This is a genomic window from Candidatus Paceibacterota bacterium (assembly GCA_035452965.1).
Lineage (GTDB): Bacteria > Verrucomicrobiota > Verrucomicrobiia > Limisphaerales > UBA8199 > UBA8199.
In genome coordinates, this window is sequence record DAOTCE010000028.1 from 40,978 (window position 1) to 67,581 (window position 26,604).

The window sequence follows — 26,604 nt, forward strand, 5'->3', positions numbered from 1 at the left end:
CGGCCGGGCGGCCGGGGTCCCCAGTCAACGGGTCTCCGTTGACAACCGCCTCGCCGCTTACCAGTCTTGGGCGGTGACTGCCGGCCGAACAGGTTCCCGCGCAACCGCCCTTGCCCGGTTGGTGATGAGGGTGCCGCGGGTGCTCTCGAAGCATCTGTGGGCCGTGCCGCTATTGGGCGCGCTGGTCTTCAGCCTCGTCGCCCTGTGGGTAATCAACCGGGTGGAGAAAACGACCCGCGCGGAGCTGGCCGCCCGGCTGGAGACCGTGTTGCAGGCTGACATCAACGCCCTGCGCCTCTGGTTCACCGAGCGGCAGTACGACGCCAAGTCCTTTGCCTCGGACCTGCGCATCCAAGCGGCCATTGCCGAGCTTGCCGCCCGGCAGAACGACTCCCAAACCACCGCTCTAGACCTGGCTGATTCCGCCCCCGCCCGCACCCTGCAGCTTTACCTCCAACCCCTCCTCGAAGCTCAAGGCTACCTCGCCTACGTCGTTGTCTCCCCCGACAAGAAGGTCCTGGCCGCGACCCAGCCCCAAATGGTGGGGACCACGACGCCCCGCCCCTACGACCTTTTCCTCAACAAGGCACTCAACGGCCAACTAGCCGTATCCCGGCCCTTCGCGCGCCAGGTGCACACAAACGAGCTGTTCGAAGGCGCCACCATGTTCGTCGCCGCCCCCGTGAAGTCCACCAACGACACCGTCATTGCCGTCCTGAGTCTTCGCATCAGGCCCGAGCGGGAGTTCTCCAGCATCTTCTCGGTTGCCCAAATGGGCGAGACGGGCGAAGCCTACGCCTTTGACCGCACCGGCCTCATGCTGACAACCACCCGGGTTGACCCGGAACTCAAGGTGCTCGGCCTCATTCCCCCGGGCCGCGAGAATACCGCCATCCTCAACCTCAAGCTGCTCGATCCCGAGGAGGAACTGCGCGCCGGCGACCCGCCCGCCAAACCGCGCGACCAGCTTCGCCTCACCCGCATGGCCGCCTCCGCCACCATGGGCAGCAGTGACTGCGACGTGCACGGTTACCGCAACTACCGCGGCCGAAAGGTCGTCGGGGCCTGGGCCTGGCTGTTTGACTACGGCATGGGCGTCGCCGCCGAGCAATCCGTCGAGGAAGCCTTCCAAACCCTCCGCGTGCTGCGCCGCGCCTTCTTGCTGCTCTCCGGGCTGCTCATCGCCAGCGGCGGAGCCATCTTCGGTTTCACGCTCCTCGTCGAACGGCTTAAGGCTTCCGCCCGCAAAAGCGCCCTTGCCGCCCGCCGGCTCGGCGAATACGTCCTCGTCCAGGAGATTGGCCGCGGCGCCAACGGCATGGTTTACCGCGCCCGTCATTCCCTGCTCCGCCGGCCAGTGGCCATTAAGCTCCTCAGCCCCGAACTGACCAACGAAGCCAACACTGCCCGCTTCGAACACGAGGTCCAGATGACCAGCCAGCTTACCCACCCCAACACCGTCGCCATCTACGACTACGGGCGCACGCCCGAGGGGTTGTTCTACTTCGCCATGGAATACCTCGGCGGCATTGACCTCGACCAGCTCGTGCGCCAGTTCGGCCCTCAGCCCGAAGGCCGCGTCATCCACATCCTGCGCCAAGTCTGCGGCTCGCTCTCGGAAGCCCATCGCATCGGCCTGATTCACCGCGACGTCAAACCCGCCAACATCAGCCTCACCCGCCGCGGCGGCGTCTGCGACCTGGTCAAAGTCCTCGACTTCGGCCTCGTCAAGGCCGTCCGCCCGGGACCGGGTGATGCGCATAGCTCGGACGCCGTCGTCGGCACGCCGCACTTCATGTCGCCAGAGGCCGTTGAGAAGCCCGAAACCGTTGACAAACAAAGCGACCTCTACTCGCTCGGTGCTGTCGGCTACTGGTTGTTGACCGGCAGCACGCTATTCGTCCGCGATACCGTCGAAGGACTGCTCGCCCGTCAGGTCAAGGAAACCCCGCCACACCCCGCCGACCGCCTCGGCAAACCCGTCTCGCCCGACCTGGCCGAACTTCTCCTGCGCTGCCTCGCCAAGCAACCCGGGGAGCGCCCCCCCAGTGCCGAAGCCCTGGAACAGGCACTGGCGGCCTGCGCTTCCGCCGGGTCCTGGACCCTGCTGAACGCCGAGGAATGGTGGCGCGAGCATATGGCCGCCGTGGAAACCCTGCCCGTGTCCACCATGGCCGAGAAGACCCTCGTCATCGCCCCGCGCCCGTAGTGACCCCGGCCCCATAAGGGGTCTCACCGTATCCACACCGTATCCTCACCGTCTCCACACCGTGGATACAGCCTTGACATCCAATGGCGAATTCACTGTAAGTCCTTGCCCTGCCTTAACTTACGATGCAAAACCAGGCCATTCCGGCGGTCAACTCACTCACAAGCGCCTCAATCGCAATAACTTACGCGTTAAATGGGGCAAAACATCACCATCTTTCCTCATCGTCAGGCAGGTTTCTGGCTAATACCGGCGCGACGAAAGCCGCTGGTCCCGAATTCCTTACAAAACCATGACAACAGTTGTGCTTGCGGCGGGGTAGTCTGCGGCCAGAATTGATGCGTCGTCCAATGGCCAGTCTGCACTCAGCGCGGAACCCAGGATTTGCCTGGCAAGCGGGCTTGATCCTGCTGCCAGTGCTGATCATTGCGGCAGTCGCACTGACGGCAATCATCGAAAACCGGGCTGCGGTCGAGCGCGAATCCCGGCGCCGCGCCGAGGAGGTCGCCCGCCAATACAGCAAGGAGCTGGAGCGGCCGTGGGGAAACTTCCTGATTCATCAGGACATCCACTCGCGGCGCTGGAGCGATCACCTGGTCGAGGTCGTGGGCGCGTGGCCCGGCAGCAAGTCGCGCAGTGAGCGGGAGATCGAAGCGGTTCAGTTTCCCGACACCAATCCGCGGGCGCAGTTGGCGGAATGGCGGGCGCTGTTTCCCGGTTGGGAGCCCGAAGCCGTGTTCCCTGCCACGTTCAGGCTGACTGCGGAAGGACGATTTGGCCAGGGGCTCGAGTTTGATCCTGCACCCCAACCACCGGCGTGGTTCACGGGGCTGTCCTCCGCGCAACGAGCGGCCTGGGACGCGCTCAAAGCCGCCTCCGCCGCCAGAGCGGACGCGGAGGAAATCGAGCAGCGCATCGCGCAATTTCAGGAAACCGACCCGGAATCGGAAGCAAGCCTGAACGCGGCGTCCCTCGGCTTGCGCAGCCAGTTGACGCGCCTGCCCCCGGCGGAAGCGGTGGCCCAGGCGCTACGCTCGGCCCAGGAGAACCGCGAAACGCTCTCCGAAGCCGGTCTGCCGCTAGCGAATCTGGCCTTCGGCGAAGCGCTGCGCTATGCGCGGGCCGCCGGACCATCCGAGCCGCTGTGGGAAGCGATTCCCGATCAGGTCTTGCGCGCGCCCAGCCCGTTGATTCCGGCTTTGCTGGATCAACTGGGGGAAATCGCCGGCACAAATTCCACCCTGCAAACCGGCGTGGCGGCCTGGCGCATGCTTTGGGACGCCCGCCTCAAGCTGCATGACATCGCCGAACAGATTCGCCAAACCGGCAAGCTGCGGGGCGTCACCACGGCCAATTTCTGGATCGAGCGCGACCAGACCCGCTGGCTGTGCATTCTGAACCCCGAGCGAAGTCTGGCCCCGACGCCGGCCGGCCAACTAATGGCCGAGCCCGCCAACGCGGTCTGGACGACCGTGCGGTTCCTGCCCAAATCGGTGGCCGAGCAGGCGCTGGCGCGGGCGCTGGAGAACTCGCAGGTGAAACTCCCCAACTACCTGGGTCTTGCGGTATGGCTGGAGGGCGAGCGCCTGTCGCTGCCGGCGCGCTGGTCGCCGGGCCGGGGCACCAACGCCGCACCGCTCATGCTGGCCGAGGCCAACGGAAACCTCTCCGCCCCCGGCAAGCTGCAGAAGGCCCCCGGCGAGCCGGAGATTGATTACGAAGGATACCCCAGCCGCCCGCGGTTCGTGCTGCAGCTCTATGTGGCCGACCAGGCGCTGATGTTCGCCACTTACCGGCGTCACGCGTTGCTCCTTGCCGGCCTGGTCGCGGCCTCGGCCTTCGCCGCCCTGCTCGGCGTCATCGCTTCCTGGCGCGCCTTCCAGCGTCAACTGCGCCTCAACGAGCTCAAGAGCAACTTCGTCTCCAGCGTCTCGCACGAACTGCGCGCCCCGATCGCCTCCGTCCGCCTGATGGCCGAGAGCCTCGAGCGGGGCAAAGTCCCTGAGACACCCAGGCAGCAGGAATACTTCCGCTTCATCGTCCAGGAATGCCGCCGCCTCTCTTCACTGATCGAGAACGTGCTGGACTTCTCCCGCATCGAGCAGGGCCGCAAGCAGTACGATTTCGAGCCTACCGACCTGATCGCGCTCACGCAGCAGACCGTGAAGCTGATGCAAACCTACGCCGCCGAGCGGGGAGTCAACCTCCAGCTCCGGCTTCCCGGCCCTGAAGCCTCAACCCTCACCCCGCAACTGGCTGCCGACGGCAAGGCGCTCCAGCAGGCCCTGGTTAATCTGATTGATAACGCCCTCAAGCACTCCCCCAAAGGCCAAACCGTGACTGTGGGATTGGAAGAAGGCCTGCGGAATACACCCCCACGCAACACGCAACACGCAACAGCCCTCCTGCTCTGGGTCGAAGACCACGGCGAAGGCATCCCGGCCTCCGAGCACGAGCGCATCTTCGAGCGCTTCTACCGGCGCGGCTCCGAGCTGCGGCGCCAGACCCAGGGAGTGGGGATCGGTCTGAGCATCGTGAAGCACATCGTCGAGGCGCACGGCGGACAGGTCGTTGTCCGCAGCGCCCCTGGCCAGGGCAGCCGCTTCACCATCGAGCTGCCTGTGCCGTCGGCCACTGCGAACTCCGACAGCCGAAGCGCGAAACCCGAATGAAGGCCGAAATCCGAAGTCCGAAGTCCGAGACCAGCGCTGCCTTCCCGGCGGTGCTACGCCACCTTCGCATTTCCGCCCTCGGCCTTCGGGTTTCGGGTTTCGGCCCTCATTCGGATTTCGGCCTTCGGACTTCGGACTTCTTCTTATGGAACGCATCCTGATCATCGAAGACGAACTCCCCATGCGCACCGCCCTCCAAGACGTGCTGGCCGGCGAGGGCTACCGCGTGCTGACAGCGCCCGACGGCGAAACCGGCCTCCAGCGGGCCATCGAGGAGAAGCCCGACCTGATCCTGCTGGACATCATGATGCCCAAGCTCGACGGCTACGCCGTCTGCGCCGAGTTGCGCCGGCTTTCGAACCCCGTGCCAATCCTCATGCTGACCGCCAAGGGACAGGTGGAGGACCGCGTGCAGGGTTTGGATGTGGGCGCGGATGACTACCTGATCAAGCCGTTCAGCACGGAAGAACTGCTGGCTCGCGTGCGGGCGATGCTGCGCCGCGTCCAGCGGCAAACGAAGTTGCCCACAAAACTCACCCTCGGCGAAACCCGGATAGACCTGGTCAGGCAAACCGCCACGCGCGGTCGTAAAGAACTGCACCTCACCGCCAAGGAATTCGCCATGTTGCGCCTGATGGCCGAGGCGCCGGGCACGCCGGTGTCGCGCGATCGGTTTCTGGACGTCGTTTGGGGTTACACCGCTTTCCCGACCACTCGCACGGTGGATAACCACATCGCCAGCCTCCGCGGCAAGCTCGAGCCCGACCCCGACCAACCCCGCTGGATCAAAACCGTCCACGGCGTCGGGTATAAGCTCGATCTGTGAATTACCCCCCCCCAAAGACGCCAGGAAGTGGCAGTTAGTTTTTGGACTGCGGTGGCAGAGCGGAGCGACGACACCGCTTTCCGAGTGCGGTCCGGTTTCCGAAAGCGGTGTGGCGCTTCGCTTCCCACCGCAGTCCAAGCCTTCGCCGGGCCTGCGCGCGGTTGCGGCCTTGCGGAACAAAACGCCCTGGCGTCCGGACTTCTGCCGGGCCCTGTAGCTTGTTTCGCGGGCAGCTCGAATTTACAAAAGGGTGACAACTCAGCGGCGGAACACACGTCAAACTGGGAGCGAAGAATTAAGAACAAGACTCTTATGAAAACTACTGCTGCGATCCGCTGGGCACGATCTCTCATTAGCACCGGGGCTTTAGCCCGGTGTAAACGCGCGGTGGCGAGCAGGAAACTGTTTCAACAGTTTGCCCGCAAACGGGGAAAGCCGTTGAAACGGCTGCCAGCCCCCGCCGCACCTCGACACCGGGCTGAAGCCCCGGTGTTAATGAGAGGCGTTGACCTGGCGCGGGCGAGCTGCGCACTGGCCGTGATCTCGCTGCTGCTCGCGACACTCGCCCTGCCGGTCTCACCCGCCTGCGCGGCGACCAACGACCTCACTATCGCCATCCAGCGCGGGCTGTTCGAGGAGGAAGCCAATCAGAACCTGGGCGCGGCCATTCAGGCCTACCAAACCGTCGCCAGTCAATTCGACAAGGACCGCAAGCTCGCCGCCACGGCCATCTTTCGCCTCGGTGAATGCTACCGCAAACAAGGGAACACCAACGACGCCGCGGCGCAGTATGAGCGCATCCTGCGCGAGTTCTCCGACCAGCCGACGCTCGTCACCCTCAGCCGCCAGAACCTGGCGGGGCTCGGCGCCGTGCCGGCAACAGCGGCCGTCTCCGCCCAATCGCAGGCCTTCCTCGCAGCGGAAGCTGAGCGCATGGCTCTGGGGAATCAGATCAGGGCGCTCCAAGAGCTGCCGAAGGACAAGCTCCGCATTGCCGTGCAGCAGAGTTATCCGAACCCGGTCTTCACCGCACTGATGCAGAAGCTCTCAGAGGCGGAGCAGAACCTTGCCGCCCTCCAGCAGACGCATAGTTCCCAGCATCCCGTGGTGACGTCGGAAAAGGCCCGCTTGGAAGCCCTCAACAAGCAGATAGATGAGCAGGTCGAAGGTGTATTGAAGGGATTGGAGGTGAAGCGCGATGTAGCTGCAAAACTGGCGAAGGAATTCCAGGCGCAAGTGAGCGCGCCAGCCGCGACAGCCGCCCCCGTTCTCTCGGACGCCGCGCGGCAGGAGCAAAGGCGGCTGATGGAAGCAGAAATCAAACTGCTGGAGAAGCAGGTGGACTCGCAAAAGCGGCTGGTGCAGGCCGGCGGCGCCCCGTGGGACAGCACGGTGCCCACCGAGCGCGAGCTGCTGAAGCTGAGGCGGCAGTTGGCGGCGCTCGAGGCGGGCCAGCCGATTCAGATGGCCGCCGCCGAACCCGCCGCCCCCGCCGTCTCCAGCGAGGCCGACGAATTGCGGCGCATCCAGGCCCTGGTGAGGGACAGCCCGGACCTGATCAACGCCCCGCAGGCGGCGGGTGAGACGCTGCTCCAGACGGCAGCGGCCCAGGGCAAACTGGCTGTGGTGAAGCTGCTGCTGGACAACGGCGCGGCGGTGGACGGCCTGCAGCAACCGGGCCTGACGGCCCTGCATTACGCCGCCGGCAACGGTCACAAGGCCATCGTGGACCTGCTCTTGAGCAAGGGCGCCAAGCCCGGGGCTCAGACTGAGGACGGCGTCACTGCGCTGCACCTGGCCGCCCGCAAGGGTTACGAGGAGGTCGCCAAGGCGCTCCTGGCCGCCGGAGCGCCGGTAAATGCCAAGACCACAGCCAACGACCAGCGTGACCGTCCAGGCAGCACCCTGAAGTATTCGCTAATCTCGGCCGGCCAAACGCCGCTGCACCTGGCCGCGAACGCAGGTTACGCCGGGCTGGTCGAGTTGCTGCTCGCCAAGGGAGCGGACCCCGATGTCGTGGACGGCTCCGGTCGCACGGCGCTCAGCTATGCGGTGGAGCGGCATTCCCAACCGGTCGCGCAAGCCCTGGTGGCGGCCAAGGCCGATCCCAATGCCGGGTCCAGCAACCTGCCGCTGACGGTGGCCGCTTACTATGGCGAATTGCCCGCGCTGAAGCTGCTACTGGCCAGCGGCGCCGACCCCAATCTCAACACCAATATCACCCAGAACTTCAGTGGGGTGTATGGAGTGCCTCCTAATCAAATCTTCACGGCTACTCCGCTCGCCCTTGCGGTCAAGAAGAACCGCGCCGAGGCTGTGACCGAACTCATCCGGGCCAAGGCCGACCCGAACGGCTCCCTGCCCGGGGGTAACCGTCTGATCTTCGGCGCCCTGTACAACGCCCCGACGCTCAAGGCCCTGCTGGAGGGCGGGGCCGATCCGAACCTCCGCGGGCAGGAGGACAAGTCGCCGCTGCTGTGTGCAGTGGAGATAGAGGGAGGGCAGCCGGCAGTGGAATTGCTGCTGGCCTGCAAGGCCGACCCGAATGTCGGGCAACCGAAGGACGGCTGGACCCCGCTCCACGAGGCGGCAAAGCGTGGCCGGAAGGAGATTGCCGAGCTGCTGCTGAAGGCTGGCGCGGACGTGAATAGCAAGTCACAGAACGGGTCTACACCTCTGCATGCAGCGGTGTACAGCAACCAGCGAGAGGTGGCCGAGGTGCTGCTGGCCCACAAGGCCGATCCCAATGCGAAGGAGGGCGGCGAGGGCTGGACACCACTTCACTTCGCGGTGCGGGATGGCCGGCGGGAACTGGTCGAGCTGCTGCTGGCCAACAAGGCCGATCCCAACGAGCGAGACAGCAAGGGGCAAACACCGCTGGACATGGCCAAGAGCCAGTGGCCGCTGCCGCCGCCAGGCATGGGCGGGCCCTATGGGCTTCCCGGCCAGCCGCCGTCTTCTACCCCCAGGCAACCGGAGCCCAAGCCCGAGCCGATGGCCGACCTGCTGCGGCGGCACGGGGCGACGGATGAGCTGCCGGCGTTGGACCGGATTGGTGTGTCCCGCCGCGCGACGGGTTACTCGCAGTACGTGTTGACGAAGGGCGCCAACGACTGGAGCCAATTCACACTGCTGGACCTGATCGGCCTGCAATACGGTTTCCTGGCGACTTCCCCAAGCCTGGAAGAGCACAGCCGCCAATACTACAATGCCTTCGTTGACGCTGACTGGAATCCGGGCCGCCTTGTCGGTTTTCCTGACCTCGCCAATCTGCGCATTCGGCGGCCTGCGCCCGGTCATAAGACCTGGCAGGAGCAGGCGGTTGACCTGCGCCCGGTGCTGGAGTCCGGCGATTGCACCAAAGACGTGCGGGTGGAATGGGGCGACGTGGTGGAGGTCCCCGAGGCCGTGCATCCGCTGAATGAGCGGTGGCCCGGCTTCTCCCAGCAGGAACTGGGCAACCTAAGGAAATGCTTGTCGCGGCAGGTCGAGATCGTCGTCGAGGGCCGGGGGACGAATATCACACTGACACCGAAGATCGAAATGCCCTTCCCCGGGACAGGCCGTGAGTCCGTGATCACCTCCCGAACTCCGTTCTGGCTCAAGCCGGTGCTGCTCCAGTCGATGCTGGTGCTCAGTTCGTCGGACTTGTCCCGGGTGAAGGTGACGCGGCGGGACCCGGCCACGGGCGAGAAGCGCGAGTGGGTGGTGGATTGCTCGGAGGGCAAACCCGCGCCGGGGTTATGGCTCCGGGACGGGGACCGGATCGAGGTGCCGGAGAGGGGCGATGGCACCGCCGGAGTGCGCCCGTCCTCGGGCGCAGCGACGTCCCGCCAGAGTGCGGGTTTGGGAGCTCCCAGCCTGCCAGGACAATCTGAGGTTGCTGCGCCCGAGGACGGGCGCACTCCGATCCCGCCGGCGGTGATTGACCCGGCGACAGGGCTTCCAATGAGCGGCCCGTCGGTGTCGCCCAGCCAGGCGCCGCCACCGGCTCTGTCGCAGCCGGGGGCACGTCCCGCCCGGCAGATACCCGGGCGCAAGCTGCGGCTGCCTCCGGGCCAGGCGCCGCAGGCTGCCAGGACCGACCATCTGGACATCGGCGGCGTGCGTTACTCTCCCAAGGCGGACGACCCGGACCTGGTGAACGCCGGCTACCACAAGGACCCCTCGGCCAGGCCGCGGACAGGCGAGTGCTGGGAACAGCGGGCCGCATCGGAACTCAGCGGCCGGGCGGCCAACGCCGTCTGGACCGGCACCGATATGGTCGTCTTCGGCGGCGAGGGCATGGGCACCAGCTTCGCCGACGGCGCGCGCTATTGCCTGGCGGAAGACACCTGGGCCATGCTGCCGGCCAAAGGCGCGCCCTCATCGCGGACAGGTCATGCAATGCTCTGGACAGGCAAGGAAGTGATTGTCTGGGGCGGCTTCGGCGGATTACGGGGCAATAACACGAACCGCAACGACGGGGCGCGTTACAATCCCTCCACCGACACCTGGACCCCGGTCTCCACCCGCAATGCCCCGTCTGCCCGCTTCGATTTCCCGGCCGTCTGGACGGGGAAGGAAATGTTGGTGTGGGGCGGCTATACCGACGCCCACAGCCGCTACCAGGGCGCCCACGCCGATGCCTACCTCAACACCGGGGGCCGTTACAATCCGTCCAGCGACACCTGGCAGGCCATCACAACCCGTGGCGCCCCCTCCCGCCGTTCCTTTCACTCCCTTATCTGGACCGGCAAGGAGACGATTGCCTGGGGCGGCGGCAACGCCAGCAAAGTACTCAACGACGGCTACCGCTATAATCCCAACCGGGACTCCTGGACCCCGATCGGCACTGACGGCGCGCCCAGCCCGCGCTATGGCCACGTCTCCGTCTGGACCGGCAAGGAAATGATCGTCTGGGGCGGCAGCACGCGCGAGGCAGCTTCCCCGTCGGATTACCTCGAAAACGGCGCGCGCTATAACCCGGAAACGGATACCTGGAAGCCCATCTCCAGCATTGGCGCGCCGAAAGGCAGGGTCTCGGTCTCGGCGGTTTGGACGGGCACCGAGATGGTCCTCTGGGGCGGAGTCAATGACTCGCAGGACAACGGCGGCCGCTTCGTTGGCACCGGCGCCCGTTACAATCCCGCCACCGACACCTGGACGGAAATCACCACGTCCGGCGCGCCGTCGCCGCGCCTGACCAGCGTCGTGTGGACCGGCGACGGGCTGCTGACCTTCGGCGGCTACAACGGGATGCACCTGAACGAGACGTGGTATTACTCGCCGCAGCGCACGCTTTACCCGTACGCCAGGCGATGATCTTTCCGGCGGCAGCGGCCGGAAGAGGGAGCATTCCATGGCGAGGCCATGGCGGACAAATGCGTGCGCAGGTTGTGCGCCAACCGTGGTCGGGAACGCCGGCGGATGCCGACGGCGTGGGGTGACGAACCCTGCGGCTGCGGCGAAGGCTGATTTTGCTAGCGGACGGGGCGCGCGCGCGTAAGCTTCCGCGCGATGCTCAACTACATCTGGCTGGGGCTGATCGTGCTGGCCGTCATCATTGGCGGCTGCAACGACAACCTCAAAGCCGTTGCGGACAAGAGCTTCGAAATGGCCGAGTTCGCGGTGATGAAGACCGCGCTGCCGCTGGTCGGCATCATGGCGTTGTGGCTTGGCATCATGCGGCTGGCGGAACGCGCCGGCCTGGTGGCGTTGCTGGCGCGCGCCCTGCGACCGCTCATGCGCTGGCTCTTCCCCGATGTGCCCGTCGAACATCCGGCGATGGGCTCCATCCTCCTGAACATGGCCGCCAATATCCTCGGCCTCGGCAACGCTTCGACCCCCCTGGGCCTGCGCGCCATGAAGGACCTGGAGACGCTCAATCAGCGGCCCGGCACGGCCACCAACGCCATGTGCATGCTGCTGGCCCTCAATACCAGCTCCGTCCAACTCATTCCCGTCACTGCCATCGCCATCCTGGCGGCCAACAAATCCAACAACCCCACCGCCATCGTCGGCACCGCCCTCATGGCGACGATCTGCGCCGCCACCTCCGCCGTCCTCACCGCCAAGCTGCTGGGCCGGTTGCCGTTCTACCGATTGCCGCCGCTAGCCGCGCCCCCGCCAAATGAGACTCCAACGGTGGGGCCGCCGCCGGCGAATCCCAACAACGACAAGTCGCCGGTAAAGGAAGCCTCCACGCTCGTGCCGCTGCAATGGTGGGGCAAGCTCATCTTGTCGGCCTTTGGGGTGTTCTTCCTCTACCTGTTCCTGCGCCAGGCCTTCCCCGCGCTGCTGGGACTCCCGCTGTCCCCCGAAGCGGCCGGCCGGTCCACCTTTGTCTGTGTCGTGGACGCCATCTCGAAGCTGTCCATTCCCCTGATGCTCTCGATCTTCCCGCTGTATGCCATCCTGCGCGGGGTCAAGGTCTATGAGGAGTTCGTGGACGGCGCGAAGGAAGGCTTCGACGTCGCCTTGCGCATCATCCCTTACCTCGTTGCGATCCTGGTGGCAATCGGCATGTTCCGCGCCGCCGGGGGCATTGACCTCTTGAGCCGGATGCTGGCGCCGGCGATGTTGGCCATCGGTTTCCCCCCCGACTTGCTCCCGCTGGTGCTGATGCGCCCGCTGAGCGGCAGCGGCACGCTCGGCATCTTCACCGAGCTGGTTAAACAGTTCGGGCCGGACCACCTGACCGTGCGCATGGCAGGCACCATCTTCGGCAGCACCGAAACGACGTTCTATGTGCTGGCGGTGTATTTCGGCTCCGTGGGCGTGAAAAAGACGCGCTACGCGCTTCCCGCCGGAATAGTGTCCGACTCAGTCGGAGTCATCGCGTCGGTGATCTTCTGCCGGCTGGTGTTCGGGTAAGGTTGCCCGCCGCGAACGACGCGCCGGGGCCTGCTTCAGGGGGCCACTTCCTGCGGGCCTTTGCCCCCGTTCACCAGGAACAACACAGCCATACGCACCGCCAGACCATTGGTTACCTGTTGGAGAACCACAGATCGGTCGCAGTCGGCAATCTCGCTGTCAATCTCCACGCCCCGGTTGATCGGGCCGGGGTGCATGATCAGGGCATCCGGTTTGGTGCGGGCCAGCCGGGTCTTATTCAGGCCAAAAAGGCTGGCATACTCGCCAAGGCTGGGGAACATGGACTTGCGCTGGCGCTCGTGCTGGATGCGCAGCAGGTTGATGATGTCCGCCTCACGAATGGCCTCCTCCACGTCGTGGGTCACCCGGCAGCCCATTTGCTCGAACACGCGCGGCACAAGCGTCGAGGGCCCGCAGAGGGTTACTTTGGCGCCCAGCTTGGTCAGGGCCCAAATGTCCGACCGCGCCACGCGGCTGTAGAGAATGTCCCCCAGGATCGTGACATTCAGACCCTCGATGCGGCCTTTCTTCTCGCGGATGGTGAAGGTGTCCAGCAAGGCCTGGGTGGGATGCTCGTGCGCGCCGTCACCGGCGTTAATAACGCTGGCGTTGAGCACCCGGGCCAGGAAATGCGCCGCGCCCGACGCGCAGTGGCGGATGACGATGATATCAATATTGAGCGCCTCCAGGTTGCGGGCCGTATCCTTCAGGGTCTCGCCCTTCTTGAGTGAGGAGGCCTCCGCCGTGAAGTTGATGATGTCCGCCGATAGCCGCTGCTCGGAAAGCTCGAAGCTGGTGCGCGTGCGGGTGGAAGGCTCCACAAACAGGTTGATGACCGTCTTGCCGCGCAACGCCGGGACCTTCTTGATCGCTCGCTCGCCCACGGCTTTGAAGGCGCGCGCGGTATCGAGCACTGTGGTGATTTCATCCGCCGTGAGCGATTCAATGTCGAGCAGATGTTTGCGATTCCAGCTCATGGCAAGAAACGAGGCAATGAAGTCATGGAGCGGCGCAATGCGCGCACACTGGAGGTCATCCTCTTCCCATTGGTACAATACCCCATCTCTGCAGCTCTTTGTATGTGCTTCATTTCTCGAGCACGACTTCGTCCGTGCCGCCCATTTCCGCGAGCCGCACGCGGACCCTCTCGATCCGGGCCGTAGGCACGTTCTTGCCCACAAAATCCGCCTTGATAGGAAGCTCCCGGTGCCCGCGGTCAATCAGCACCGCCAGTTGGATGCACCGCGGCCGGCCAAAATCATTCAGCGCATCCATGGCCGCCCGCACCGTGCGACCGCTAAAGAGCACATCATCCACCAGCACCACCGTCTTGCCAGTGACATCGAACGGAATGACCGTGGGCTGCACATTGGGAGCAACCCGTTGATCCAGGTCGTCCCGGTGCATGCTGACATCCAGATCGCCGGTCGGCACGGCGTGTCCCCAAATCCCCGTTAGCAACGCGCCCAACCGCCGCCCCAGCGGTACCCCGCCGCGCTGGATGCCAACCACTACGACCTCGCTGCCGGCTTCATTCCGCTCGGCAATTTCATGCGCAATGCGGGTGAGGGCGCGCTGGAGAGCCAGGGCGTTGAGTATCAATGTGGAATCGGGCATGAGAGAGGTGATTGGGCACAGCAAATCCGCGGCCCGGGAGAGTAACGCAAGACCGCGGGTCCTGGCTCTAGACTCCAGACCCCGGGCTTCGCGCTTCGGGCTTTGGGTGGTGTCATGGTTCCTTGGCCGCCTCACTGGGCGGCCTTAAAGGAGCGGTGGGTATCAATGGCCTGCGGCTTGCCGGCTCCTCCGCCATTTGGAGCGATGCTTGATAATCCAGTCCGTCAGCGCCCGCTCAAAGCCAATGTCCCGACCTGCCTTCTCCGATTCAATCCACTTGTGCTTCAGAATCTCTTCGCGTTCCGCCTGAAATTCCCTGTAGAGCGAGGAGTTCTTCAGCAAATCATCTGCCGGGAGCGGCGCTTTGCTTTGGTCAGACATAATCGCGAATCCAAATAGCTTCGACCGCGGCAATGTAACAGGGCCCTGGCTGGTGACAAGCCCCAACTGCAAATTCCTGCCTGGGCGCCTCGACTGCCTGGGCAACCTTTCCATTGAACTCTTGCGGCTTCATAAGCCGGCCTTTCTTTGCGCAGCAACCTACCACAGAAATGCCTTCTTGTCATCCCGGTCAGCCAAGTTGCCGGCGCAGGGCCTGGGCGATGCTGACAAACGCCTGCCCAGCCGGCTCGTTGGGGGCCGATACCACCACCGGCACACCCCGATCACCGCCCTCCCGAATTTCCTTGAACAACGGGACCTCGCCGAGAAACGGAATAGACTGTCGTGCCGCCTCCGCTCGCCCGCCGCCGTGGCCAAAGATCTCCAAGCGCTCGCCCGAGGGGGCAGTGAAATAACTCATGTTCTCCACCATCCCTAGAATTGGCACGCTGACCTTCTGGAACATCGCGATGCCCTTGCGCACCACCCCCAACGACGCCTCCTGAGGAGTGGTCACGACCACGCCCCCGTCCAGCGGCACCGTCTGGCAGAGTGAAAGCTGCGCGTCTCCCGTGCCGGGTGGCAAGTCCACTACCAAAATGTCCAACTCGCCCCACTCCACAGCGCTGAAGAACTGCTGGATGGTCTTCATGATCATCGGCCCGCGCCAGATGACTGGCTGGTCGCCCTCCACCAGAAAACCCATGCTCATAAGCTTCACGCCGTAGTTGGCGGGCGGCACCATCTTCTCCGCCTCACTGATCGTCGGCCGCTCGTGCACTCCCATCATCAGCGGTATCGTCGGACCGTAAATGTCGCAGTCCAGCAGGCCGACCTTCGCGTCAAGTCGCTGCAACGCGCACGCCAGGTTCACTGACACGGTGGACTTGCCCACGCCGCCCTTGCCGCTGGCTACGGCCATGATTCGCCGGATGCCTGGCACCTTTTGCTGTTGCGCCCAGGGACTCTGCCCCGCCGCTGGCTGTTGCGCGCCTTGCGCATTCACCTCCACGTTCGCCTGTGTCACTCCCGGCATCGCCTTCAACGCCTGTTCGCTCTCCAGCTTGATCTGGTTTGCGATGTCCGGATTGCCCGTCGTCAGTTGCAGCGCGACACTGACCACTCCGTTGTTAACCGCAACCTGCTTCACGAGGCCAAAGGATACAATGTCCCGGCTGTAGCCCGGGTACTTGACTGCTCGCAGCGCGTTCTTGATGTCGTGGTCCGTCAGCATGTGCAGATGATTCGGTTTAACGCCGCAATGTAGGGCGAAGCAGAATGAAGTCAAAAGCATTCCCTTTGGCATTCCCCTTGGCTCTTGTCTTCGCTCATGCCCGCAACGGGCTTTGACCCCTTCCACCGAGCATGTTAGCCTGAGTGCAGGGCAAATGAAGACCTCGCTCTCCATCGGTGAATACCTCATCCAACGGCTTTACGCGCATGGGGTGCGCCATGTATTTGGCATTCCTGGAGACTACGTGCTTGGTTTCTACGACCAGCTCTTCCGCAGCAAGCTGCGCCTGATCAACACTTGTGACGAGCAGGGCGCCGGCTTTGCCGCCGACGCCTACGCCCGTGTGCGCGGCCTGGGAGCGGTCTGCGTGACTTATTGCGTCGGCGGCTTGAAGGTCGCCAACACCACCGCCGAAGCCTTCGCGGAGAAGTCTCCCGTCGTCGTCATCAGCGGCGCGCCCGGCATCAAAGAACGCGAGAAGAATCCCCTGCTCCACCACAAGGTCCGCGAGTTCGACACCCAGAAGAAGGTCTTCGAAGAGTTGACCGTTGCCTCAACCGTACTTGGCGATCCGCAGACTGCCTTCCAGGAGATAGACCGGGTGCTGCATGCAGCGCTGCGTTACAAGCGGCCCGTCTACATTGAACTCCCCCGCGATCTCGTCACGGTGCCCGGAATCCCCCACCACCAGCCCCCCGAGCTCCACGAGCGGAGCGATCCCCGGAGCCTGCGCGAAGCCCTTGCCGAAGCCGGGCAGATGATTGCCCGCGCCCGCCGGCCGGTCATTCTTGCCGACGTGGAGGTCCACCGGTTCGGCTTGCAGGATCAACTGCTTAAGCTTGCCCGCAAAACAAACATCCCGGTCGCTGCCACCGTGCTTGGCAAGTCCGTCATCGGCGAGCACCAGCCGTTCTATCTCGGGGTCTATGAAGGCGCGATGGGCCGGGAGGACGTGCGCCAGTATGTCGAGCACAGCGACTGCGTCATCCTCCTCGGTGCTTTCATGACGGACATCAACCTCGGCATTTACACTGCCCGCCTCGATCCCGCCCGCTCCATCTACGCTACCAGCGAGAAGCTCTCCATCCGCTACCACACATACGAAGAAGTACGATTTAAAGACTTCGTTCGCGGCCTGGTGCGCCTCCCTCTCCGCCGGCGCAAGCTGGGCCGGATCCCCCGCCCCGCGCAAGTCACTGTGCAGGCCGCGCGACGCGCTCCGTACCCTCGCAAGCCGCTTACCGTGCGGCGCCTCTTCGAACGCCTAAACGCCTTCCTCTCGGACCGCACGGTCGTTGTGGCTGATGTGGGCGATGCTCTGTTCGGCGCCGCGGACCTGTTCATCCGCGCGCGCACCGAATTCATCAGCCCGGCCTACTACACCTCAATGGGCTTCGCTGTGCCCGCCAGCATCGGCGCACAATTGGCCAACCCGAAGCTGCGCCCCCTCGTCCTGGTCGGCGACGGGGCCTTCCAGATGACCGGCCTGGAACTGGCCACCGTGGCCCGCTACCAGCTCAACCCCATCGTCGTGCTGCTCAATAACGGCGGTTACGGCACCGAACGGCACATGCAGGACGGCCCTTACAACGATGTCTGGCCGTGGCGATACCATCGCCTGCCGGAAGTCCTGGGAACGGGGAGGGGCTTCGTCGTGGAAACCGAGGCCGAACTGGACCGCGCGCTGCTGGAGGCTGAGAAATGGACCACGAGTTTCTGCCTGCTGGAAGTACGGCTCACCACGCTCGACCGCTCGCCGGCGCTCGACCGACTGGCGGCGCGGTTGGCCCGGCGCCTATAATCAAGCCCAGCCTGTCGCACGGGGTTCTTTCCAGCATGCGTTCCCTCAGTCGTACGCTGGAAGGTTGCGCTTGAAACCACCTGCTGCCCCTGCTACCATGCGCCAGTGAATCCGAATTCTGTCGTGCCTCGCCTTTCGCCCGGCTCCTCTCAGCGGTATCTGCCGTTCATCGCAGCCGCCGGTCTTGCCCTTGCGAGTCTTGGGCTCGCCGGGTGCCGCCACACGGAGCCCTGCACCTGCACACTTCCAGCCTCAGCGGCGGCTCACATGGCAACGAAGCAGGCGCCTGTGACTGCCACCCCGAACACCAACAAGCCGGCTGCGACGGCCAAACGCTACACCTACACGCCGCGCGTATATCCAGTGGACGAGCGAGGGTTTTCGCCAGTGGACAAGGCCCTGGCCAAGGCCTACGCCCGTGAGGACATGGTAACGGATGATGCCGAGGGATCGCTCAACCCTTACGTAATGAAGGTCATTTCCGCCTATCCGCTCGACGGCTCATATCCCTATCATTGCGGTTGGACACCCCGGGAATACGACATCTACAACGGGGTGACGCAGGACCTCTGGTACAAGGGCATGGTGGTCGCCAAAGCCTACCCGGACGGATCGCGCTGCAGCTATTGCTGCGGATTCACGTTCGAGGCGTTTGTGCGGGCGATGAAGCTGCGCAACGTGCAGAAGGGACTGGACCCGGACGACTTCAACGGCATGACGTTCAGCGATCTGTTCAACCTGCTGCAGCTTTGGTACATCGAAGGCCCGGGCGACTGCGAACAGCGGGGCATCGTGGGTTACGGGCTGGGGCGCGCGATCACGGACTTCGAGGAGGTGCGACCTGGGGATTTCCTCAGCTATAGCACGACACCCTCGGGCGGCCACGCCGTCATCTTCATTGAGTGGGTTCGGGACGAGCAAAACAAAATTGTCGGCATGAAGTATTTCTCGTCCAATCTTTCGGGCTCGCGCGGCGTAGGCTATGGCACGGGCCGGTTTAGCGATTCTACGGCGAATGGGCGCGGCCTGCTCCGCAAATCGCTGCGCATTGCGCGCGTTGGGGCAATCAAGGATTATAAGGCATTTGATCGCGCGGCCATTCCGCAACGCAACGCCTACTTGCCAACCCAGCCGAACCGCTACATCTACCTGCCCGCTCCGGCCGAGGCTCCAACGCCGACGGCGGGCAATTAGCCCCGCCTGGCAGGGGTCCGGCAGCGCGCGTACACGCCAATCAGGCGTTTCCTTTACAACTTCTCTTTGTCGTAGAACAGCACCAGGGCGGCCACGACGTCGGCCTCGATGCGGAAAGTGCGGACGCAGACTCGATGGCGCCGGTTTCGCGCCTGCAGCACGAGGTCCGGCTGGAAGGTGGCCATCGCTCGCCAGACAGCATCAGAAATCGAACCATCCGGCTTCAGCAAGTCACCAGCAGTGCACTTGGCCACGACATCCCGAGGGACATTCTGGCGGATGGTAGCCAAGTCCATGCCGATAACCGCCTCGAGCATCCTCGCCACCTCGGACGACTGCCAGGCAGCAGGCCCTTCGCCAGTAGTGAAGAGGAAAATGTGGTGCAAGGCGGAGAAAGGCATGCCGGCGGCTACTTGGGGTGGAAGTGCGGGTGGCCCAGATGCTGTTTCCGGCTCGGGGGCAGGTAAGACTAGGGCCCGTGCTGCGGAAGAATCACTCGGAGACGATGCCTGCGGTTGGGCGGGAACTGGCACTGGCTCCGGTGGCGGTACGGCAACAGTTGGAGCCGCGGGGACGCCTTTCTCGGAAATGCCGGGCAGGTTGTAAAGCGGAACCCACTCCGGGAGGCCGTCATGCCAGGCCCAGTAGTCAGTGTCGAGGTACTTCTCCGCGGCGAGGTCTCGCCTGATCTGGTCGAGTGTATAGGGACCTTGCCGTTGGCCGCCAGGTTTGGATAAGTAGATTTGTACGCCTGCACCCATAGAACGAATCATTTCTCCTCCCGGCAGCAATGTCCACAAAAATTACACCGTCGCCGGCGTCGAGTTGCGATGATTGAAGCGGATACGGTATTGACATCTGGATTGGAGGGCATACTGTATATATATACAGTATGACAGGCCTAACGCGAAAACAGCAGCAGATTCTTGATTTCATCCAAAAATGGCAGCAAACGCAGGGCGCAACACCTACTTACCAGGAAATTGCCAGCCAGTTTAGTTTCCGCAGCCTCAACTCTGTAACGGAGCATGTGCGGTTGCTGCGCCAAAAGGGCTGCCTCGAATCCCAACCCGGCAAGGCGCGGGCGTTGCGCGTCACGTCCCCGCTCGCAAAGCTCCGCAACCGCATCGCGGACATTCCGCTATTTGGTTCAATTCCAGCGGGCTTGCCGCAAGTCCGCGAGCAGGATGCCGAAGGCTGCGTCTCGGTGGATGTGGAAAGCATCGGATACAAGCCAACACGGAACGCTTTTGCTTTGCGCGTGACGGGTGATTCCATGATTGGCCGGCACATTCTCGACGGCGATTTTGTCGTTCTGGAACACGGGCTGGAACCGCGCAACGGGCAGATCGTCGCCGCTCTCATTGACGGGGCAAGCACGCTCAAAACCTTTGTCCTGAAAGGCGGGAAGCCGTATTTGCGAGCGGAGAACCCGAAGTATCCCGACTTGATCCCCGCGCAAGAGTTGATGATTCAGGGCGTGTTCAAGGCGCTCATCCGAAAAGCGAAGGGATGAACGATGCCCCGCACTATTATCCATCTCGACGCCGACGCCTTCTTCGCGTCCGTTGAGCAAGCCGCCGACACGCGGCTGCGGGGCAAGCCCGTCGCTGTCGGCGGCGAAAGCCGCGGCATCATTGCTTCGGCTTCCTACGAGGCGCGCCAGTTCGGCATCTACACGCCGATGCCCACAGCCAGGGCGCGAAAACTGTGCCCGAAGCTCATCGTGCTCCCCGGCGACTATGAACGCTACGAGCAATTTTCCAACTGGATGTTTGGCTACGCCTACGATTTCACGCCGAGCGTGGAGCAGACTTCGATTGACGAAGGCTATTTCGACATCACTGCCAACCGCAGCGCACCGTCTGTCGCAATTGCATTGACCATCAGCAAGGCAATCCGCCAATCGCTGAAAATCACCGTCAGCGAGGGCATCGGCTCGAACAAGCTCGTCAGCCAGATTGCGTCCAAGCTCAACAAGCCCGCCGCGCTGCAAACTGTGCCCCCGGGACAGGAGAAACAATTTCTTCGTCCACTGCCGAATTGCTGGTTGCCGGGCATCGGGCCGAAAACCGCCGCGCGGTTGAACGCGGCGGGGCTCGCGGACATCGGGCAGATTGCCGCAACGCCCGTTGACCTGCTCGCGCTGCCCCTGGGCAATCAGGCGCCCGTCCTGCGGCAGTTCGCCAACGGGGTGGACGACCGCCCGCTGGTTCCCGCCAGTGCACCGCAGAAATCATACAGCCAGCAGGAAACGTTCAGCCAGGACGTGACGGACGAGGAATACGTCGAGGCCGTGCTGCGGCGCATGGCCGACCGTTTGTTTGCCACGGTGCGCGAGGAGGACCGAAGTGTGCGCACGCTGGCCGTGAAGGTGCGTTACAACGACCGCGATGAAAACCAGCGCGCCGAAAGCCTGGCCGAACCTACCGACCTGGAAACGGACATTTACGGGCGCTTGCGCGGGCTGCTGCGCGAGGCGTGGCAGCGGCGCGTGAGCCTGCGCATGGTGTCGCTGAAATTATCCAACGTGTACGACGGCATGTTCCGTGGCGAATTGCCGCTCGACCTCAACACCCGCAATCACGAAGCACACGAACGGCTGGCGTCGGCGCTGGACGAGTTGCGGCGCAACAAGGGTTGGTCGGTTGTTTTGCGCGGCCACGATTTGCGTCTGCGCGCCGCGCCGCAGGGTGCGGAAACGCGGGGCACGGCGTGTGGCGCACGGAATACCGCAGGATCGAGACGGCTCGCGCCGGCTGCCGCAGGGATGCGAAATACTGCCCGTTACGTGCCGCTGCGCGTTCGCAGTTACTACACGTTTCTCGACTCGACCCTTTCGCCCGCCGCGATCGTCAACCTAGCCGAACAACATGGCATGACGGCGATTGCTTTGACGGACATCGGCAATGTGCACGGCGCGGTCGAGTTCGCGCAGGCCGCGAAGCGTGCGGGCATCAAACCGCTTTTGGGCACGGAATTGCAAGTGAACGGGTATCCGCTCTTGCTCTACGTCGAATCGGATCGCGGCTATCACAATTTGAACCGGCTGTTGTCGCTCCAGGCTGAAAAGGAGGAGGAGGGCGCGGCAGCAGCCCGGCAACGCCGCCCCGTCGCGCTTGAGCACTTGGGTGGCCTCACAGACGGTCTGATAGCCGTGAGTGCGGACTTGCGGCTGGCTGAGTTGTTTCCCGGTCGTTTCTACCGGATGGCAATGAAAAGATCCTTCCCCTCATCGGCTGCGGAAAGGGAGTTTCCCATCGTTGTGTGTCCGGCGATTCGATACGCGCTGCCGGGTGACCGGATGAAATACGACATCGTGCAATCCATTCGCACGCTGACCTTGCTTCGTCAGGAGCACCCGGCCAAACGCAGGAACGGGCGGTTTCACTTCCGCGCGCCGGCAGAAATGGCCGGGGCGTGCCGCGAGCATCCCGAGTGGCTCGCACACTCGCTTGAAATCGCCGAGCGGTGCAACTTCGAGCTGCCATTCGGCAAACCGCAATTCCCCGCGTTTATTCCGCCGGACGGTTCATCGCCGCGCGAGTTCCTCCACAAGCTGGTGATGACCGGCGCGCGGCGGTGCTACCCGGCCTCGCGGCTCTCGACGCTCAGTTCCCAAATTAATCAGGAGTTGAGCATCATCAGCGCCGTCGGTTACGAAGAATACTTTCTCGTCGTCTGGAACATACTGCAGCACTGCCGCGCGCACGGCATCGAGTGGATAACGCGCGGCAGCGCGGCGGATTCGCTCGTCTGTTATTGCCTCGGCATTTCCGATGTCTGCCCCATTCGCTTCGGCCTCTATTTCCGCCGCTTTCTGAATCCGGAGCGCATGGGGCTTAACAAACTGCCGGACATTGACATTGATTTCCCGCACGACCGCAAAGACGACGTGGTGGATCTCATCTTTGCCAAATACGGCCGGGAGCATTGCGCCGTGGTGGGTGGCTTTTCGACGTTCCAGGCCCGCAGCGCGTTCGCGGACGTGGCGAAAGTGCTCGGCGTGGCTGAACGTGAAGTGCGCCGCTTCACCGACCATTTCCCGTGGAGCTTCGGCGGCGGCTGGATACCGGCGGAACACACGCCCAGCGGCGGGGCGACATTGCGCCAGTTGCTCGCCGCCAGTCCTGAAAACCGCGACCTGCCGCTGAACGAAGAACCGTTCAAGACCGCGCTGGATATGGCGGAGTTCCTGGACGGTTTCCCGCGCTACCCGAAGATGCACCCGTGCGGCGTCGTGCTCTCGCGCCAGCCGATGCACGAGCTGACGCCGACGTTCATTTCCAACAAGGGCTATCCCACCACGCACTTCGATATGGACGCCGTGGAAGCCATTGGACTGGTGAAGGTGGATGTGCTCGCGCAAGGCGGGCTGGCCGTAATGCGCGACGCGAAGGCGTCGCTGGCGGGGCGTGGGGTGGAAGTGGATCTGCAAACTTGCACTGCGCGGCAAAGGGTGACGGACACCTCTAAAAGCGCCCCTCTCTCGGCGGAGAGCCGCCCTCCCCATGAACCCCGGTTCGACGGATATTCCCCTCACTCCGACCCTCTCTCCCTCCGACGGGGAGAGAGTGCCCCCCGGACGGAGGATGGGCTGGAGCCGTGGCAAGCCCCGCAGGTTTGGGAAACGATTTCCAGCGGCGGCGCCCGGGCGGTGCACCACATTGAAAGCCCGGCCATGACCAGCCTGTGCCGCCAATGCAATGTACGCGACATTGACACGCTGATTGCCATTGTGAGCGTCATCCGGCCCGGTGCGGCCAACGAAGGAAAGAAACTGGCCTTCACGCGGCGCTATCAGAAGCTTGAACCGGTGACGTATCCGCATCCGTCGCTGGAACCCGTATTGCGCGACACGTTCGGGCTGGTGGTCTATGAGGAGCACATTCTGCAAATCTGCGAAGCGTTCGCCGGCTTGCCACCCGGACGCGCGGACGTATTGCGGCGCGCGTTGAACAAACAAAAGCGCGCTGTCATCGCGGAGCTTCGAGAGGAATTCTTCGCGTCGGCCAGGGCGCGCGGACATGCGCCGGAGAAAATCGAAGAAGTATTCGGCTTGGTCACCGGCTTTGCCGGTTACGCCTTCTGCAAGGCCCATTCGACGGCGTACGGCGTTGAGGCCTACCAAGCCGCCTGGCTCAAGCACAATTACCCGGCGGAATTCATGGCGGCGGTGCTGACCAACGGCAAGGGATTTTACGACCCGCTCGTTTATGTGCTGGAAAGCTACCGGCTCGGATTGACATTTCTGCCGCCGACTGTCAATGAACCTGGGCCGGGGTTTCAGGCGGTAGCGTGTTCCCTCTCGCTCCGCAAGGAACGAACGGGGAGATCGCCAGAGAGAGGTGAAACACAAGCGCCTCCTCTTTCCAAGCCTCTCCTCCACCACGCAGAGGAGAGGAACACGACCCCAAACGCCATCCGCGTTCCATTGATCCGCGCCAAAGGACTCACCCAGCGCACGATCACACGGCTGCTGGCCCAACGCGAGTGCGGACCATTCACTTCGCTGGCTGACTTTCATCACCGGGTAAAACCGTTGCCGGAGGAACTGGAGACGATGATTCGCGCGGGCGGCTTCGATGAGTTCAGCCAATCGCGCACACGGCAGTTTTGGGAAGCCCAGCAGCTGGCGAATTCTGAAGTCCTAAGTCCTAAGTCCAAAATCGGGAATCAGAATTTAGAGTTCGATTTCGATGCGAGCACGAATCCGATTTCGGACTTCTTCATCCAGAATCCCGCTTTGCTTGGTGAACCGACGCAGCGCGAGCGGCTGGAAGCCGAAACGGAATTGTTCGGCTACGCGGTGAGCGGGCACCCGCTGGAATTGTATGACAGCGTCGCGTGGGACACGTATTGCCCCGTGGCGCGGCTGGGCGAACATACCGGCGAAACGGTGGTAACGTGCGGGCTGGTAGTCGAGCAGCGGACGCATCACCAGATCACCGGCGAGCCGATGAAATTTCTCACGCTGGCGGATTGGACAGGCATGGTGGAAACGGAACTGTTCACACGGACCTACCAAAGCTACGGCCTGGCGACCGTGCGCTATCCCGTGCTGGAAGTCACTGCAACGGTAGAGCCGTTTGAGAACGGACGGGGATTTTCGTTGCGCGTATTACGAGCAGGAAAGCCCCGGAAGCTGGTACGCGAGGCGGGGGTCGAACCCACAACCTTCGGCTCCGGAGTTCGAATTTCACCGTTCACCACACCCCGGACCGACTAATTGTTACTGCCTGCAACACTCGTTTCAGGCCCATTTCTATTGGTCCAATTGCGTGTCTGCCATTTTCAAACACCGACCGCTACCCTACGTAACTTTTAGCACTTTTGGGCAACCCTAGCCAACAAAGTGGCCAACGGAGCCAGCAACACTAGGCAACGGCTTCAGCCCACGCAATCAGCTCGCGGCACCACTGCTACTACTACGGGCCGCCGTTGTCAACCTCGCCCTCTCAACGCGCTCGGCGATCTCTTGCGCCGTCATCCTTGCCGCAGGATTGTCGGTGAGTTGCTCGACGAGTCCCGAGACGGTCGTGAAGACGCCCGCCTCCTTCTGATGCTCCATCAACCACTTCACGAACTGCGCATCCGCGGCCTGACCTTGCGGCGTGGTAGTGAGAACGGCCCGTGCGGTCTCCACTCCCTGAATCAGCGCCTCGTTCACCCTGCGATTCCGGACCTGTCTGTACCCGTGATACAGCCCCGCAAGCGCCAGCGCCAGAATGCTGCCAATGCCAGGCGCGAACGTGTTCACCACAGATCCCGCAGCCTGAATCACCGCTTCGGTCTCCGGCTTGGCGACCAGGTTCGTCACCGGCACTTGCACGACGTTCGTGTAGAACACCGGTACCAGGTTAGTCACCACCGCCGAGACCAAATTCGTCGCCACCGGCTCGCGCGACATGTACCCCGCCACCGCGCCCGTGCTCGCGTTTGTCACGTACACAACATTGGTCCGCTCCAGCACCACCGGCACCGTGTTGGTCAGCACCACCGTATTAGTGAACACATGCACCACCGGCGCGTTCGTCCACGTCACCTCCTGCTTATACGCAGCCCGGTCCAACGACGCGCACCCGCTCGCGCAGGCCACCAGCAGGGCCAGCGCCCCGGCCACCGCCGCTGCCCAAACAATCTTCTCACCACGACTCATCTTCATACTTGCTTCCTTTCCATCCGGACGAGACGCAGCTCATCCCTGCACTCCTCCAGAACTTTTGTGTTGTTGTCCAGGCAGACGATGAGCTTGGCGTTCGCCGCGCTCTGCTCCGCCACCACACCACGCAGGCTCTCTTGATAGCTGTCCCTGGCCTGCTTGTGGTCCTCGATCAGCCGCTCGTGCTGCAGCACGAAGTAACGCATCACGAACCACGCGAAGACCCCGAAGACCACCAGGCTGGCCACAAAGAGCCAGCGGTCGTTCATGGCCGCCGCGTGATCCACGCTCCTGATCAAATCCGCTGAAATCATGTTCGTCATGGCACCATCACTCGCTCCATCAGGAGCCGGTTCACTCGAAAGAACTCCATGCGGTTCGTCGCCGGGAACCACGTCGCCTCGCCCGTGACACTTCCCCAGGCCGCCAGGTTCGTGCTCCGCCCAAACACAGGCGCCAGCCGCACCCAGGCCTTGCCTGCCATCGCCGGCGGCAACGGTTTACTCTCCCACGACACCTCACTGCTGAAATCTGACTCCAGACCGTTGGTGCTATACGCCGTTGCCGCGAAGAACCAACGCCCGCGCCACGGCAACACCACCGACTGCGTCAGCACCAGGCCCGCGTTGGTCACGAACGGATACGACCGCGTA

Annotated in this window: 17 protein-coding genes; 9 read left to right on the forward strand and 8 right to left on the reverse strand. The window is 63.6% G+C overall.

Going from position 1 to position 26,604, the window contains the following annotated elements:
• Positions 1-73 precede the first annotated feature (73 nt).
• The 5 genes from P5205_17295 to P5205_17315 all read left to right on the forward strand — a co-directional run bounded on the left by P5205_17295 (position 74) and on the right by P5205_17315 (position 12,562).
• Complete coding sequence (locus tag P5205_17295) at positions 74-2,209, forward strand: serine/threonine protein kinase (protein HSA12120.1); 2,136 nt, start codon at positions 74-76, stop codon at positions 2,207-2,209.
• Between the two features lie 350 nt (positions 2,210-2,559).
• On the forward strand, positions 2,560-4,881 hold the full coding sequence (locus tag P5205_17300; protein HSA12121.1) for a HAMP domain-containing sensor histidine kinase: 2,322 nt from the start codon (positions 2,560-2,562) through the stop codon (positions 4,879-4,881).
• Between the two features lie 145 nt (positions 4,882-5,026).
• Complete coding sequence (locus tag P5205_17305; GenBank protein ID HSA12122.1) at positions 5,027-5,707, forward strand: response regulator transcription factor; 681 nt, start codon at positions 5,027-5,029, stop codon at positions 5,705-5,707.
• Between the two features lie 495 nt (positions 5,708-6,202).
• Positions 6,203-11,011 (forward strand): ankyrin repeat domain-containing protein, encoded by a 4,809-nt coding sequence (locus P5205_17310; GenBank protein HSA12123.1) that lies wholly within the window; start codon positions 6,203-6,205, stop codon positions 11,009-11,011.
• Between the two features lie 195 nt (positions 11,012-11,206).
• Positions 11,207-12,562, forward strand: coding sequence for a nucleoside recognition domain-containing protein (locus tag P5205_17315; GenBank protein HSA12124.1), 1,356 nt, complete (start codon positions 11,207-11,209; stop codon positions 12,560-12,562).
• 35 nt (positions 12,563-12,597) lie between these two features.
• Here the strand turns inward: P5205_17315 and P5205_17320 are convergent, their stop codons facing one another.
• The 4 genes from P5205_17320 to P5205_17335 all read right to left on the reverse strand — a co-directional run bounded on the left by P5205_17320 (position 12,598) and on the right by P5205_17335 (position 15,791).
• Entirely contained in the window at positions 12,598-13,539 is a 942-nt protein-coding gene (locus tag P5205_17320; GenBank protein ID HSA12125.1) for an aspartate carbamoyltransferase catalytic subunit, read from the reverse strand.
• 109 nt (positions 13,540-13,648) lie between these two features.
• Positions 13,649-14,179, reverse strand: a complete 531-nt coding sequence (gene pyrR / locus P5205_17325; protein HSA12126.1) for a bifunctional pyr operon transcriptional regulator/uracil phosphoribosyltransferase PyrR — start codon at positions 14,177-14,179, stop codon at positions 13,649-13,651.
• Positions 14,180-14,341: 162 nt separating this feature from the next.
• Positions 14,342-14,560 (reverse strand): DUF4032 domain-containing protein, encoded by a 219-nt coding sequence (locus tag P5205_17330; protein ID HSA12127.1) that lies wholly within the window; start codon positions 14,558-14,560, stop codon positions 14,342-14,344.
• Positions 14,561-14,750: 190 nt separating this feature from the next.
• Positions 14,751-15,791 carry an Mrp/NBP35 family ATP-binding protein gene (locus P5205_17335; protein HSA12128.1) on the reverse strand — a complete coding sequence of 347 codons (1,041 nt, stop codon included), beginning with the start codon at positions 15,789-15,791 and terminating at the stop codon, positions 14,751-14,753.
• Positions 15,792-15,948: 157 nt separating this feature from the next.
• Here P5205_17335 and P5205_17340 point away from each other — a divergent pair, with 157 nt between their 5' ends.
• Both P5205_17340 and P5205_17345 read left to right on the forward strand, forming a co-directional pair.
• A complete protein-coding gene (locus tag P5205_17340) occupies positions 15,949-17,595 on the forward strand; it encodes a thiamine pyrophosphate-binding protein (GenBank protein HSA12129.1) in 1,647 nt (548 codons plus the stop codon).
• Between the two features lie 267 nt (positions 17,596-17,862).
• Complete coding sequence (locus tag P5205_17345; protein ID HSA12130.1) at positions 17,863-18,789, forward strand: hypothetical protein; 927 nt, start codon at positions 17,863-17,865, stop codon at positions 18,787-18,789.
• A gap of 53 nt (positions 18,790-18,842) precedes the next feature.
• Here the strand turns inward: P5205_17345 and P5205_17350 are convergent, their stop codons facing one another.
• The gene (locus tag P5205_17350; GenBank protein HSA12131.1) at positions 18,843-19,190 is read right to left on the reverse strand and encodes a hypothetical protein; all 348 of its coding nucleotides are present in this window, start codon (positions 19,188-19,190) and stop codon (positions 18,843-18,845) included.
• Between the two features lie 491 nt (positions 19,191-19,681).
• On the opposite strand from P5205_17350, the gene lexA reads away from it, so the two are divergent.
• Both lexA and dinB read left to right on the forward strand, forming a co-directional pair.
• Entirely contained in the window at positions 19,682-20,305 is a 624-nt protein-coding gene (lexA, locus tag P5205_17355) for a transcriptional repressor LexA (protein HSA12132.1), read from the forward strand.
• Positions 20,306-20,308: 3 nt separating this feature from the next.
• Positions 20,309-25,018: a DNA polymerase IV gene (gene dinB / locus P5205_17360; protein ID HSA12133.1), complete on the forward strand. Its 4,710-nt coding sequence runs from the start codon at positions 20,309-20,311 to the stop codon at positions 25,016-25,018.
• Between the two features lie 174 nt (positions 25,019-25,192).
• Here the strand turns inward: dinB and P5205_17365 are convergent, their stop codons facing one another.
• The 3 genes from P5205_17365 to P5205_17375 all read right to left on the reverse strand — a co-directional run.
• A complete protein-coding gene (locus P5205_17365; protein ID HSA12134.1) occupies positions 25,193-25,954 on the reverse strand; it encodes a hypothetical protein in 762 nt (253 codons plus the stop codon).
• On the reverse strand, positions 25,951-26,274 hold the full coding sequence (locus P5205_17370) for a hypothetical protein (GenBank protein ID HSA12135.1): 324 nt from the start codon (positions 26,272-26,274) through the stop codon (positions 25,951-25,953). The genes P5205_17365 and P5205_17370 overlap by 4 nt, the downstream gene beginning before the upstream one ends.
• Positions 26,271-26,604, reverse strand: a 334-nt coding sequence (locus P5205_17375) for a hypothetical protein (protein HSA12136.1), incomplete at its 5' end; no start/stop codon positions are given. The genes P5205_17375 and P5205_17370, both read right to left, overlap by 4 nt.